Origin of the sequence: Cypionkella sinensis (genome assembly GCF_042646385.1) — a bacterium.
Lineage (GTDB): Bacteria > Pseudomonadota > Alphaproteobacteria > Rhodobacterales > Rhodobacteraceae > Cypionkella > Cypionkella sinensis.
The window spans coordinates 321,602-335,409 of record NZ_JBHRTO010000002.1 but is presented as its reverse complement, the minus strand read 5'-3'; the positions used below and the strand labels follow the sequence as shown (position 1 = coordinate 335,409).

Below are 13,808 nucleotides of genomic sequence, written 5' to 3'. Positions count from 1 at the left end.
GCACCCTACAAAGGCCGCATCATGTCCAAACTCGCCCTCGTCACCGCAGGCCCCTCTGCCATCGGCCACGCCCTTGTGACCGCCCTCGCGGGCGCTGGCTATGATGTGGGCTTCACGCATCTGGGCCAAGCGCAAGCCGCCGAAACCCTGATCACACAAGTCGAATCCCTCGGACAACGCGCCCGCGCTTGGGAATCTGACGCAGGGGATGAGTCCCAAACCGCCCGCTTCCATGCCGAAGCTGCCGAATGGGCCAATGCCGCCCCCTCGGTCATGGTCAACAACGCAGGCATCCAAACATGGTCATCCCTGCTGGATCTGAAACCCGAAGATTGGGACCGCACCCTTGCCACCAACCTGCGCGGCACTTTCCTAAACACCCAAGCCGCCGCACGCGCGATGATTGCCGCAGGCCATCCGGGCGCCATCATCACGCTTGGGTCAGGCTGCAACAAACTCGCCTTCCCGAAACTGGTCGATTACACCACCTCGAAGGGTGGTATCGAGCAGTTCACCAAGATTGCCGCGGTTGAACTTGGCCCCCACAACATCCGCGTCAACTGCATCGCCCCCGGCGCCATCGCCACCGCGCGCACCGCCGCCGAGGCCCCCGATTACGATGCCACCTGGGCGCGCGTCACGCCCCTGCGCCGTGTCGGCACACCACAAGACCTGACCGGCCCCCTGCTGTTCCTGATCTCGGACGCCGCTGCTTTCGTGACTGGGCAAACCCTCTGGGTTGATGGCGGTGCCTTCAGCCAAGCCAACTGGCCGTATGAGACTTGATCGCGTGCGCCCGGTTCGGCTGTAGAGCCCTCCGGGGGGAGTATTTTTGCCAAGATGAAGTCCGCCGCAGTTTCATCTTGGCAAAAGTACTCCCGCGCGGCGCGCGCACATCTCAACCGGCGTTCCCGCTGGTCGCCCCGCGCACTGCATCGCGCACATGTGCGGCCATGAAATCGGTGAACAGCTTGACCTTCGGGTCTTTCAACCTCCGATGCTGCGACAGGCTGGAAAGCTGCGTCGGCAGCGGCGGGGTGGCCACTGCCACCGGCACCAGCGCGCCAGATCGCAGGTGATCTGCGACTTCAAAAACTGGCTTCATCACGATGCCGCGCCCGTCCAGTGCCCAACCGGTCAGCACATCGCCGTCGTCTGACTCAAACGGCCCGGTGATCTCATAGCGCCGCACCCCGTCGGGCGTCTGCAACGCCCACTGAAACTCCTTCGCCCCCGGAAACCGCAAGTTCAGACAATCATGCTTTTCCGCGACCAATGCTGCGCCATCCGCAGGCATCCCGCGCCGCGCGATATAGGCAGGGGCGGCACATAACACCCTCGGGCAATCGGCGATCAACCGCACTTTCAGTGTGGAATCCTCGAGAATCCCAAGATGAAACGCCACATCCAGCCCCTCGGCGGTCACATCAATGATCCGGTCGGATAGCCGCAACCGCACGTCAATCTGCGGATACATATCCTTGAACACCGGTACATGCGGCGCAATGAACCGCCGCCCCACTCCCAGCGGGGCCGAAACGAAAATCGTCCCCCGCGGGTTTTGCGTCACATCCATCACCGCGGCTTCGGCCTCGTCGATGGCCTCCAGCACCCGCTTGGCACCTTCAAAGAAAATCCGGCCATTCTCGGTGGGCTGCAAGCTGCGCGTGGTGCGTGAAAACAGCCGCACGCCCAGATGCTTCTCCAGTTCCGAAATCCGCGCCGAAGCCACAGCCGGCGAGGTGCGCTGATCGCGTGCCGCTGCCGACATCGACCCCAGTTCATACACCCGGACAAACATCTTGATCGTGTTGACATAGGACATTTTCGCGCCAATCTTGAAAGTATTCCCGGCGTTTTCAGGATTAACAGATCAATGCCCGGCGGTATAGCCTATCCCAAACAGGAGAATGCCGAATGTATGACTGGGTCGTGCTGTGGGAATGGGTCGAACTGGCCGTGCGCTGGCTGCATGTCACCACAGCGATGGCTTGGATCGGATCATCGTTCTATTTCATCGCGCTAGACCTTGGCCTGCGCAAAACCCCCAGCCTGCCACCGCTTGCGCATGGTGAGGAATGGCAGGTCCACGGCGGCGGCTTCTACCATATCCAGAAATACCTCGTGGCCCCGGAAATGCTGCCCGAGCATCTGACCTGGTTCAAATGGGAAAGCTACACCACCTGGCTTTCCGGCTTTGGGATGCTGTTTCTGGTCTATTACCTTGGCGCCAACATCTATCTGATCGACCCGGAAGTCGCTGACCTGACGCAAACTCAAGCCATCGCCATCTCGCTCGGAAGCCTCGCTTTCGGCTGGATCGCCTATGATCTGATCTGCAAAAGCCGCTTTGGCGACGACAATACCCGGCTGATGATCGGCCTCTACATCATCCTTGTCGGCATGGCCTGGGGCTATACCCAAGTCTTCTCGGGCCGCGCCGCCCTGCTGCACCTTGGCGCTTTCACCGCCACGATCATGAGCGCCAATGTCTTCATGATCATCATGCCGAACCAGCGCATTGTGGTCGCTGACCTGAAAGCCGGTCGCACCCCCGATCCGAAATACGGCAAGATCGCCAAGCAGCGTAGCACGCACAACAACTACCTGACCCTGCCGGTGCTGTTCCTGATGCTGTCGAACCACTACCCGCTGGCCTTTGCCACCGAATACAATTGGCTGATCGCTTCTCTGGTGTTCCTGATGGGCGTCACCATCCGGCATTGGTTCAACACCAAACACGCCCGCAAGGGTAACCCGCATTGGACATGGCTCGTTACGGTGATCCTGTTCCTGATCATCGCCTGGCTCTCCACAGCGCCGATGCGCCACCGCCCCGAGGAAGCCGCCCTGACCGGACCCGCCCTCGCTTATGCCTCTGCCGCAGGCTTTGAGGATGTGGTATCCATCGTGCAGGGCCGCTGCTCAATGTGCCACGCTGCCGAGCCGGTCTATGAAGGCATCTATTGGCCGCCAAAGGATGTGGTGCTGGAAACCCCGGCGCAAATCGCCGCCGAAGCGCAGCGCATTTACCTGCAAGCGGGCCTCACCCACGCCATGCCGCCCGCCAACCTCAGCTATATGGAACAGCCCGAGCGTGACACCATCCGCCGCTGGTTTCAATCGGCGGGGCAGGGCGGCCAGAACAGCTAACACAGCACAGCGGCCTCGGCGTCAAACCGGGGCCGCTGCGCCACTCCTGACCCTTCAACCGCCGGTTTGCTTGCGCAGCAACCGCACCTGATCGGCGGTCAGATAACCGCTGGCACGCAAATTCTCATCACGCTGCCAGCTTGCCAACGCCCGCCTTGTGTTGCTGCCAAAGGCCCCATCGACGCCATAGGTGTTGTAGCCCAGCAGGGTCAACTGCCGCTGCACCTCGCGCCGTTCATAAGAGGTCAGGCTCAACAAGCTTTCCTGCAACGCATCATCGCCCGCTGAAGGCTGCCCCGGCGTGGGCTTTACCTTGTCGCCCGCCTGCTGCGCGATCAGCGTCACCTGCCGCGCCGTGACATAGCCGGTCACGCCCAACTTGTTCGCCTTCTGCCAACGGCTGATCGCATCGCGGGTTTTCGACCCCCACAGCCCATCGGCCACGCCGGTCGAATACCCCACTGCCGTCAACTGCTGCTGGATCAACACCCGCTGCGACCGGCTTAGACCCAACGAAGCCTCAACTTGTGCCGCACTCGCGCCATTCGAGGGAATGACCGGATCGGATGTGCCCGGTGCAGGCTCAACCGTAGCACCCAGCCGCACCAGCGCCTGCTCGGCGTTGCGACGATAAATCCCCTTCGGATACTGCGCCAGATAGCTGCGATAGCCGCGCACCGTATTCACGCGCTGCGCCTCCAGATAGGCCTTCTTGTCCAGCTCTTGCGTGATCAGGGATTGCGCAATACCGGAAACAACGTCGCCCAGATCGGTCTGCGCATGAACCATCGGCGTCGCCACAAGGCTCGCCGCCAGCACCATTGGCAAAGTCAACATCCGCATGATGTGCATCCTTTCAAGAGTCCGGCCCGATTGGCCAGAACATAAGTTCGCAAGATAACGCGCCAACAACCAAACGGTTGCACCGCGTTGCCACCGCGCAGTTAAGTGCCGACGTCCGACAAAACCGATTGCCGGGTTGGGGCGATATGCTATCAACGCCAGCGCGCAACTGTCAGTCGAGACAGCAAAAAGAGGTCGCATGAAAACCTACGCTGGTCTTGCCCGGCTGTTTCCCAACAGCTTTCCTGCCAAAGTGTTTCTGATCGCCTTCATCGGCACCCATATTCCACTGATCGCCACCGTCTATTTCCTGCTGGCCGAGCGTGGCGGCGTCATGGCCAATCTTGAAATCTGCATCGTGATGTTGCTTGCCACCCTCATCGGCACCGCCGCCACGCTTTACGGCCTGCGCGCCATTCTTCAGCCGCTGTTCTTCGTGCGCGATGCAATGGAGGCCTTTGAATCTCGCCGCGAAAAGCAGGACTTGCCCGGCCAGTTCAACGACGAAATCGGCAAGATCATGGCGATGACCAATCGCCTTATCGGCGATCTTGACCTTGATCTGCGCCGCAAGAAATCGGTTGCCAACACCGACCCGCTCACTGGCCTGCTGAACCGGCGTGGCTTTGATCAAAGCGTTCCGCAAGCTGCCGTCGGGGCGATCATCTATGTCGATCTCGATCATTTCAAGGCGGTGAATGACCGCTTCGGCCATGACGTTGGCGACACGGTGCTGCGGCAAGCGGCGCAGGTGCTGACGGCGGCGGTCCGCACCGGCGACGTGCTGTCGCGCTTTGGCGGAGAGGAATTTGTCATCTTTCTGCCGGGGGGCGATCTGCTTGCAGCCAAGGCGGTGGCCGAGCGTGCCCGCGCAACCCTTGTCGCCAAGGTTCAGGTTGAGGGGGCGGCGGTGACAGGTTCTTTCGGCGTGGCCGTCACGCCCGCAGCGGGCGGCGACATTGCCGAGACGATCAGGCAAGCCGATACCGCCGTCTACGCCGCTAAGGCGCAGGGCCGCAACCGGGTCACGACATCGGAATTGGCGGGGGCGGGGATGGGGGCAATTTCAGGTGCGCAACCCGCAACCTGACAGCCGCAGCGGCTGGCGATCAGTCGGCTTCGGCTTTGCTCATCAGGCAGTTTCAGGGTCAAAGATTAGCAAATCGTAATCGACGCCTCGCAACCCATTGAAAAACAAAGTCCCAAAATGGTCCCGAGTTGGGACCGCCCTCACGTCCCCCTCGGCTTGGCCCGCAGGGTCGGCTCTGCCACCGTCGGATCTTCCGGCCAGGGATGCCGCGGATACTGGCCGCGCATATCTTTCCTGACATCCGCATAGGAAGATTTCCAGAACCCCGGCAAATCCATCGTGACCTGAATCGTCTTCTGCCCCGGCGAGGTCAGAACCACCCGCAGCGGCAGACGTTTCGCCCCCACCACCGGATGCTGCGTGACCCCGAACATCTCTTGCAAGCGCACCTCAATCCCCGGCACCTCGCCATCATAATCAATCGGCACCCGCCGCCCCAACGGCGTCTCAAACGCCCCCGGCACCAGCTTGTCGAGGCGCGCCACCTGCTCCCAAGAAAGCCGCGCCTTCAAAGCCTCAGTCAGATCAAACCCACGCAAATCCGCTTCCGTCCGCACCCCTGTCAGATGTGGCAGCAGCCACGCCTCGGCGCTGTCGAGCAAGCCCTGATCGCTGAAATCCGGCCAATCCTCACCACCCCCCCGCGCCAGTTCCACCCGCGCCCGCAGCCGCCGCGCCGCAGGCGTGAAATGCAACCCATTCAGCCGCATCCCCTCCAGCGCCGCCCGCGCCACCGCCTCGGCAGGCGCATCCCAATGCTGATCCGCCAGCACCAGCGCGCCGAAACATTCCTGCCGCCGCGCCATCACCCGGCCATCCCGCTTCGACCAGAAGCAAACCTCACGCCAGCCGATTTGATCGCCATGCACCGCCCGCAGTTCCGCCTCACTGATGCTCACCGCCTGCCGCACGGCCGCCTCGCGCGCGTCCCCATCCAGATCGGTCGCTACGATCAACCGCGCCCCAGCCAATGGCGTGCCCGCCGCCATCGCCGCCCCCTTGCCGCCCGACAGCACCCACCTTGGCGCCTCCCCCTTGCGCCGCAGCCCCACCCGATCCGGGTAGGCCAGCGCCGCCATCTGCGCCAGACTGAACCCCGCATCGCTGCTTGAGATCGCCCGCGCCAACCGCCGCGCTTCCAGCTTCACCCGCTCCACCACCGGGCGTAAAACTTGCCACGGATGCGCGGCCTCAAACCGCCGCGGGTCCGCCACCGCCGCCATCCGCAACGCCAGATCAGGCGGCGCGCCCTTCAACACATCCCGCTCACCCAGCACCGCCGCCAACACCGCCGCCTCCGGCCCCGCCACCGCCAGCATATGCGCCAGCCGAGGATGCACCGGCAGCCCCGCCAACACCCGCCCATGCGGCGTGATCCGTCCCTCGGCCAGCGCCCCCAACCCCTCCAACAAAGCGCGCGCCTCGGCCATCGCCCCCGGATTGGGTGTGGTCAGAAACCCCACCTCACCCCCCCAAAGCGCCAGTTCCAACGCGAGGCCCGTCAAATCCGCCGCCTCAATCTCTGCCGGCGGATACGCCGCCAACCCGCCTTCCTCACCGCGGGTCCAATAGCGATAGCAAATCCCCTCGGCCACGCGCCCAGCCCGCCCACGCCGCTGCTCGGCCTCGGCCTTCGTCACCCGCTCTGTCACCAGCCGCGACATGCCCGAGTTCGGATCAAACCGCGCCCGCCGCGCCCGCCCGCCATCCACCACCACCCGAATGTCCGGGATGGTCAGCGAGGTCTCGGCAATCGAAGTCGCCAACACCACCTTGCGCCCCGCCGTCGGTGCCAAAGCCGCCCGCTGCGCCGCAAAATCCATCGCGCCAAACAGCGGGCGGATCTCGCACCCCGGCAAACCCGCAAGTAAGCCTTCCACCCGCCGGATTTCACCTTCCCCCGGCAGAAACACCAGAACCCCGCCCGTCGTCTCCTCGACCGCCTGCCGCACCAAACCCGCCACCCCGGCCTCATAGCGCAGGCTCGCATCCGGGCTGCGCCCCAGCCAGCGGGTCTCCACCGGATAAGCCCGCCCCGCCGAAGTCACCACCGGCGCATCGCCCATCAGTGCCGCCACCGGCTCGGCATCCAGCGTCGCCGACATCACCACCAACACCAGATCATCGCGCAAAGCGCAGCGAATTTCCAAGGCCAGCGCCAGGCCTAGATCAGCATTCAGACTGCGCTCGTGAAACTCGTCAAAGATCAGCGCGCCGACACCCTCCAAGCCCGGATCATTCTGGATCATCCGGGTCAGAATACCTTCCGTCACCACCTCAATTCGGGTGGTGCGCGACACCTTCGCCTCACCCCGGATGCGATAGCCCACCGTCGCCCCCACCGCCTCGCCCAAAGTCTCGGCCATCCGCTCTGCCGCCGCCCGCGCCGCCAGCCTGCGCGGCTCCAGCATGACGATCCGCCCCGCGATCATCCCCGAGGCCAGCAAATCCAGTGGCACCATCGTGGTCTTGCCCGCCCCCGGCGGCGCCTGCAACACCACCATCCCGCGCGCCGCCACCGCCGCGCGCACATCCTTCAACACATCTTCTATCGGCAATCTGATCATGCCCGCTTATCCGCGATGCCAGTGCAATTTGCCAGCACGCCCTGATTTCATCTGTCCAAAAATATCCCCGCCGGAGGCTCCCCGGCTGCCACCAGCACCCCGCCGCCAAACCATTCCCCGGCAGCGCGGCCGAGGGGTGGCTCGATGCCACCCGAGGCCGCCCCTGTTTCAAGGGCATCCTGTTTCAAGCCCGCACTGGCCAAACCCCGCGGCATCGGGCAAAACCTGCGAAAGGAGTCGCCATGGATATCGCCCCTCTCGCCCACAGCTTGCAAACCGGCGACCGCCGCAGCCTTGCCCGCGCCATCACCTTGGTCGAAAGCGCCCGCGCCGATCACCGCGCGCAGGCGTTGGAGTTGCTGCAGGCCGTGGGCAACGGCAAACAGGCGTTGCGCATCGGCTTGTCGGGCACGCCGGGGGTGGGTAAATCCACCTTCATCGAAAGCTTTGGCTTGCTGCTGACGGGGCAGGGCAAGCGCGTGGCTGTGCTGGCGGTCGATCCCTCCTCGGCCCGCTCTGGCGGTTCGATCCTGGGGGACAAGACGCGGATGGAGCGGTTGTCGCGCGATCCGCTGGCCTTCATCCGCCCCTCGCCCAGCCAGGCCCAGATGGGTGGCGTGGCACGGCGCACCCGCGAGGCGGTGGCTTTGTGCGAGGCGGCGGGCTTTGACATCATCCTGATCGAGACTGTCGGCGTCGGCCAATCCGAAACCGTGGTCGCAGAGTTGTGCGATCTGTTCATCCTGCTGCTGGCCCCCGCTGGTGGCGATGAGTTGCAGGGCGTCAAGCGCGGCATCATGGAAATGGCCGATCTGATCCTGGTCAACAAGGCCGACGGTGATCTGAAACCCGCTGCGCTGCGCACCTGCGCCGATTATGCCGGTGCGTTGCGGCTGCTGCGCAAGCGCCCGCAAGACCCGCCCGGCTATCCGAAGGCAATGACTGTCTCGGCGCTGGAACAGGATGGGCTTGAAACCGCTTGGGCCGAAATGCAGGCGCTGGCCGATTGGCGGCGCGCGCAGGGGCATTGGGCCACGCGGCGCGGCCAGCAGGCGCAGCATTGGTTCACCGAGGAATTGCGCCGCGGCCTGCTTGCGGTGCTGGAAGTGGAGCCTACGCGCGGCATCGTGGCGGCTGAGGGGCAGGCCGTGGCCGAGGGCCGCAGCACACCCGAAGCCGCAGCCCGGCAAGTGCTTGCGCTGTTGCACCGCGCCTGACGCGCTGAGCCTTTCCCATCTGGGAATGACTTGTGTTTTTTCTGCCAATTTTCGCGTTTTTCTACCATATGTTGTGGAAAGCCGGTTTTGCGGTGTTTTTTCTTGGTGGCTGTCATCATCCCGTCAGCGGTTTTTGGCCTAAGGTGCCGCGATGCCGCGTTGATTGTCGGAATTCATTCGCAAGCGCTTGCCTCGGCACCGTCAGGTTGATTCGCGGCAGGTGATGTTAACCAGCGTCGAAGGTTGAGATTGCGGCGAAGCTGGTGCGATTGCTGGCGCAGATTTTTGGCGTAACTATATGATTACAAATAAGTTTCGTAAATTTGCGATGGCGAATTTTGCCACAAACTGCCGCCATTTTGCTGCAATTCGCAGTTTTTGCCTGCGCCGCTGTCCAAATTAAGCCCGAAGTCTCACCTATCTCTTTCGGCAATGACGCATTGTCCCCGGCATTCCGGCGGCCCGAACCTTAGGAGATACAAGCATGGCGACTTTTACCGGCGGAAGTGGAAATGATACCGTTACGGCTGCGGCGGGTACGATCAACGATACCCTCACTGGCCTTGCAGGCAACGATACGCTGATCGGTCTTGGCGGGGCTGACCTGCTGGACGGCGGCACCGGCACTGACACCGCAAGCTACGCCTCCAGCTCGGCTGGGGTGAATGCCAACCTGACCACTCTGACCGGCACGGGCGGCGATGCCCAGGGCGACACCTATATCTCGATTGAAAACCTGATCGGCTCGGGTCAGGCCGATACCCTGACCGGCGACACTGGCGCGAACGTGCTGAGCGGCGGCGCAGGTAACGACAGCCTCTACGGCGGTGCAGGCAACGACACGCTGGTTGGCGGCACGGGCAACGACCGCATCGACGGCGGCGCCAATATTGACACCGTCAGCTATGCCGCGGCCACTGCGGCTGTCAGCGTCAACCTGACGACGGGCCTTGCCACGGGCGGCGAAGGTTCGGACACGCTGGTTGGGATCGAAAACGTCATCGGTTCGAACTTCAGCGACACCATCATTGGCGATACGAACAACAACGTGATCGCGGGCGGCGCGCTGAACGACAGCCTTGATGGCGGCGCGGGCATTGATACGGTTGATTATTCGACCTCTGCCTCGGGCGTGACCGTCAACTTGCAGAGCGGTGTGAACACCGGCGGCGATGCCGAGGGCGACATTCTGCTCAACTTCGAGAACATCATCGGTTCGGCTGGTGCTGACAGCCTGACTGGTGATGCAAATGACAACGTGCTGACGGGTGGCGCGGGCGCTGACACGCTGGACGGCGGTGCGGGCGTTGACACCGCAGACTATTCGGCTTCGTCGGCAGGTGTTGCGGTTTCTGTTGTTTCAGGCGCGACGGGTTCGGGTGGTGATGCGCAAGGCGACCGTCTGTTCGGCATTCAGAACCTGATCGGTTCGGCCTTTAACGATACTTTGACGGGCGATGCTTTCGTCAACGTGCTGACTGGTGGCGCTGGCAATGACTTGCTGGATGGCGGCGGCGAGAATGACACCATGATCGGTGGCGCCGGGGACGACTCGTATGTGGTCGGCTCGTCGGCCGAGGTGATCACCGAACTGACCAACGAAGGCAATGATCTGGTCACGTCCTCGGTGGACTTTACCTTGGGTGCCAACCTGGAGCGCCTGACTCTGGTCGGCTCGCTGGACATCAACGGCACCGGCAACGAGTTGAACAACATCCTGATCGGCAACAGCGGCGACAGCAGCCCCGGCACGATGGGCAAGAACATTCTGCGCGGTATGGCTGGCAATGACACCATTTACGGTATGGATGGCGGCGACGTGCTGGATGGCGGCACCGGCAACGACAGCCTGATCGGCGGCAAGGGCAGCGATATCTATCAGGTGGATAGCCTGAATGACGTGCTGGTCGAATTGGCCAACGAAGGCACTGACACCGTTCAGACCACCGTCAACTGGACGCTGGCGGCAAACTTTGAAAACCTGTTGCTGGACGATGTTGGCAACATCAACGGTATCGGCAACACTGTTGCCAACCTGATGACCGGCAACGCTGGTAACAACTTGCTTTCCGGCATGGAAGGCAACGACACGCTGATCGGCAACGCTGGCAATGACACGCTGAACGGCGGCACCGGATCGGACGACATGTATGGCGGCACCGGCAACGACTATTTCTACGTTGACAGCTCGGGTGACGAGATTTTCGAACTGGCCGATGGCGGCATTGACACCGTGGAAAGCTCGGTCACTGTCACGATGGATCGCTATGTTGAAAACCTGATCCTGTCGGGCAGCGCCAATATCAATGCGACTGGTAACACCTCTGACAACATCATGACCGGCAACATCGGTAACAACGCGATGACCGGCGGCACCGGCAACGACACGCTTTACGGCGGTGCGGGCAATGACAGCCTGGACGGCGGCATCGGCAACGATGTGGTCGCAGGCGGCGTGGGCAACGATACCTACACCATCAATGCCACCGCAGATGTCGTCACCGAATTCCTGAACGAAGGCACCGATACCGTGATCGCCGGGGCAACCTGGACGATGAGCGACAATATTGAGAACCTGGTGCAGAACGGTGCCTCCAGCATCAATGCAACGGGCAACGCTTCTGCCAACAGCATCACTGGCAACGGCGGGCAGAACCTGCTGCAAGGGATGGCGGGCAATGACACCCTCGACGGCGGTGCAGGCGGCGATACGTTGGACGGCGGTGCTGGCAACGACATCATGATCGGTGGCATTGGCAATGACATCTTCATTCTGGATAGCGCCAATGATGTCGTGGTCGAAAACCTGAATGAAGGCATCGATACGGTGCAGACGGCCTTCAGCTACACCCTGCTCAACAACTTTGAAAACCTGACTTTGCTGGGCACCTCGGGGTTGTCGGGCACTGGTAACGCGATGGCAAACGTTCTGACGGGCAACACTGGCGCTAACCTGTTGTCGGGTATGGCGGGCAATGACGCCCTGTTCGGCGGTGCAGGCAATGACACGTTGGATGGCGGCACCGGCAACGACTCGATGACCGGCGGTGACGGCAACGATCGCTTTATCGTCGACAGCCTCAATGACAACACCTTCGAGACCAGCACCGGCGGCATCGACACTGTGGATACCAGCATCAACTGGACCTTGTCGTCTTACACCGAGAACCTGAACCTGCTTGGCAGCGGCAACCTTGAAGGCCATGGCAACAACCTTGGCAACATTGTCACCGGCAACACCGGGAACAACGTTCTGTCGGGTGAATCGGGCAATGACACCGTCTATGGCGGCGCCGGCAACGATACACTAGACGGCGGTGCTACCGGGGCCAGCGGTAACGATGTACTTTATGGTGGCATGGGCGATGATCTTTACTTCGTCAACTCGCTCAATGACTCGATTATCGAAGGCGCAAACAACGGGGTTGATACGGTCAGCAGTTCGGTGAACTGGTCTCTGGCGGCGAACTTGGAAAATCTGATACTCACCGGGTCCTCGGGCTTGTCGGGTGTTGGAAACGCCAGCAACAACGTGATGACGGGCAATCTGGGTTCCAACAACCTGAACGGCTTGGGTGGCAACGATACCCTGGATGGCGGCTCGGGCGCTGACACGTTGAACGGCGGCACCGGCGATGACTCGCTGATTGGTGGCTTCGGCAACGACACCTACTACGTCGACTCGCTGAACGATGTGGTCGTAGAACTGGCCAACCAAGGTGCGGATACCGTGTTCTCGTCAGTCAACTACACGCTGGCTGACGCGCTGGAAAACCTGACCTTGAATGGCACCGCTTCGATCAACGGCACTGGCAACCTGAACGCCAACGTCATCCTCGGCAATGCCCAAGACAACTATCTGTCGGGTATGGCTGGCAATGACAGCATCATCGGCGGCGGCGGGAACGATACGATTGATGGTGGCACCGGCAACGACACTATGGCCGGCGGTATTGGTGACGACAGCTACATCGTGGACAGCGCTTCGGATCGCGTCAACGAACTGACCAACCAAGGCATCGACACGGTCTATGCTTCGGTCAGCTACTCTATCCTGTCGCCGGTCGAAAACCTCACGCTGACCGGCACTGACAACATCAATGCCACCGGCAACTCGTCGGCCAACATTCTGATCGGCAACGCAGGCAACAACCTGCTGTCGGCCAGCGGCGGCAACGATACGCTGGATGGTGGTGCGGGCAATGACACGCTGGATGGCGGCGCTGGTTCTGACAGCATGTCGGGCGGTTTGGGCGATGACACGTTCATCATCGACAGCCTGAATGATGTTGTCAGCGAGGGCCTGAACGGTGGCACTGATCTGGTGCGTTCGTCGGTCAATCACGTGCTGGGCGCGAACTTTGAGAACCTGACCCTGTCGGGCAGCTTCGGGGTGAACGGCACCGGCAACGAGTTGAACAACGTGCTGACCGGCAACTCGGGCAAGAACGTGCTGAATGGCATGGCAGGGGATGACACCCTGACTGGTGGCAGCGGCGCGGATGTGCTGATCGGCGGCACCGGGGCGGATCACTTTGTGTTCGCATCGGCATCGACTTCGCAAGCGACGATCTCGGATTTCAACTCTGTTGATGGCGGGGCGGCCGAGGGCGATCTGCTGGAGTTCGTGGGTCTGTTGACGGGCACTTTTGCCTATATCGGTGATGCGGCCTTCTCGGGCACGTCGAATACCGAAGCGCGCTTTATCGCCGGTGCGCTGCAACTGGACTTTGACGGCAACGGTGCGACTGACCTGACCATCCGTATCACGGGTCTGACTGATGATGCGCAGATTTCGGGCGGGGACTTCTTGTTCTCCTGATCGGAAAAATAATTCAAAACCATGGGGCTGGCCGATCTGTTGGCTGGCCCCATGGGCATTTGTGATCGCGAATGGCGATCAGTCGGCCACTGCGCACAGCAAAACGCCGCAGACCT

At 62.0% G+C, this 13,808-nt stretch carries 8 protein-coding genes; 5 read left to right on the top strand and 3 right to left on the bottom strand.

Annotated features, from left to right (window positions below):
• Positions 1 to 21 precede the first annotated feature (21 nt).
• Positions 22 to 786 carry an SDR family NAD(P)-dependent oxidoreductase gene (locus ACFOGH_RS16815; protein WP_380074321.1) on the top strand — a complete coding sequence of 255 codons (765 nt, stop codon included), beginning with the start codon at positions 22 to 24 and terminating at the stop codon, positions 784 to 786.
• Positions 787 to 898: 112 nt separating this feature from the next.
• Here the strand turns inward: ACFOGH_RS16815 and ACFOGH_RS16810 are convergent, their stop codons facing one another.
• The gene (locus ACFOGH_RS16810) at positions 899 to 1,825 is read right to left on the bottom strand and encodes a LysR family transcriptional regulator (protein WP_380074320.1); all 927 of its coding nucleotides are present in this window, start codon (positions 1,823 to 1,825) and stop codon (positions 899 to 901) included.
• A gap of 92 nt (positions 1,826 to 1,917) precedes the next feature.
• Here ACFOGH_RS16810 and ACFOGH_RS16805 point away from each other — a divergent pair, with 92 nt between their 5' ends.
• The gene (locus ACFOGH_RS16805; RefSeq protein ID WP_380074319.1) at positions 1,918 to 3,153 is read left to right on the top strand and encodes a urate hydroxylase PuuD; all 1,236 of its coding nucleotides are present in this window, start codon (positions 1,918 to 1,920) and stop codon (positions 3,151 to 3,153) included.
• A 54-nt stretch (positions 3,154 to 3,207) separates the two neighbouring features.
• Here the strand turns inward: ACFOGH_RS16805 and ACFOGH_RS16800 are convergent, their stop codons facing one another.
• The gene (locus ACFOGH_RS16800) at positions 3,208 to 3,996 is read right to left on the bottom strand and encodes a peptidoglycan-binding domain-containing protein (protein WP_380074318.1); all 789 of its coding nucleotides are present in this window, start codon (positions 3,994 to 3,996) and stop codon (positions 3,208 to 3,210) included.
• Positions 3,997 to 4,195: 199 nt separating this feature from the next.
• Between ACFOGH_RS16800 and ACFOGH_RS16795 the strand changes: the two genes are divergently transcribed.
• Positions 4,196 to 5,086, top strand: a complete 891-nt coding sequence (locus tag ACFOGH_RS16795; RefSeq protein WP_380074317.1) for a GGDEF domain-containing protein — start codon at positions 4,196 to 4,198, stop codon at positions 5,084 to 5,086.
• A gap of 140 nt (positions 5,087 to 5,226) precedes the next feature.
• Here ACFOGH_RS16795 and hrpB read toward each other — a convergent pair whose 3' ends face one another.
• Entirely contained in the window at positions 5,227 to 7,653 is a 2,427-nt protein-coding gene (gene hrpB / locus ACFOGH_RS16790) for an ATP-dependent helicase HrpB (RefSeq protein WP_380074316.1), read from the bottom strand.
• A 242-nt stretch (positions 7,654 to 7,895) separates the two neighbouring features.
• On the opposite strand from hrpB, the gene meaB reads away from it, so the two are divergent.
• Positions 7,896 to 8,870 (top strand): methylmalonyl Co-A mutase-associated GTPase MeaB, encoded by a 975-nt coding sequence (gene meaB / locus ACFOGH_RS16785; RefSeq protein WP_380074315.1) that lies wholly within the window; start codon positions 7,896 to 7,898, stop codon positions 8,868 to 8,870.
• 484 nt (positions 8,871 to 9,354) lie between these two features.
• On the top strand, positions 9,355 to 13,692 hold the full coding sequence (locus tag ACFOGH_RS16780; protein WP_380074314.1) for a beta strand repeat-containing protein: 4,338 nt from the start codon (positions 9,355 to 9,357) through the stop codon (positions 13,690 to 13,692).
• The last annotated feature ends 116 nt before the right edge of the window (positions 13,693 to 13,808 follow it).

Bases quoted from the DNA above. Each gene is read 5' to 3' on its own strand.
- ACFOGH_RS16815 (WP_380074321.1), top strand. From the start codon at position 22: ATGTCCAAACTCGCCCTCGTCACCGCAGGCCCCTCTGCCATCGGCCAC.
- ACFOGH_RS16810 (WP_380074320.1), bottom strand. From the start codon at position 1,825: ATGTCCTATGTCAACACGATCAAGATGTTTGTCCGGGTGTATGAACTG.
- ACFOGH_RS16805 (WP_380074319.1), top strand. From the start codon at position 1,918: ATGTATGACTGGGTCGTGCTGTGGGAATGGGTCGAACTGGCCGTGCGC.
- ACFOGH_RS16800 (WP_380074318.1), bottom strand. From the start codon at position 3,996: ATGCGGATGTTGACTTTGCCAATGGTGCTGGCGGCGAGCCTTGTGGCG.
- ACFOGH_RS16795 (WP_380074317.1), top strand. From the start codon at position 4,196: ATGAAAACCTACGCTGGTCTTGCCCGGCTGTTTCCCAACAGCTTTCCT.
- hrpB (WP_380074316.1), bottom strand. From the start codon at position 7,653: ATGATCAGATTGCCGATAGAAGATGTGTTGAAGGATGTGCGCGCGGCG.
- meaB (WP_380074315.1), top strand. From the start codon at position 7,896: ATGGATATCGCCCCTCTCGCCCACAGCTTGCAAACCGGCGACCGCCGC.
- ACFOGH_RS16780 (WP_380074314.1), top strand. From the start codon at position 9,355: ATGGCGACTTTTACCGGCGGAAGTGGAAATGATACCGTTACGGCTGCG.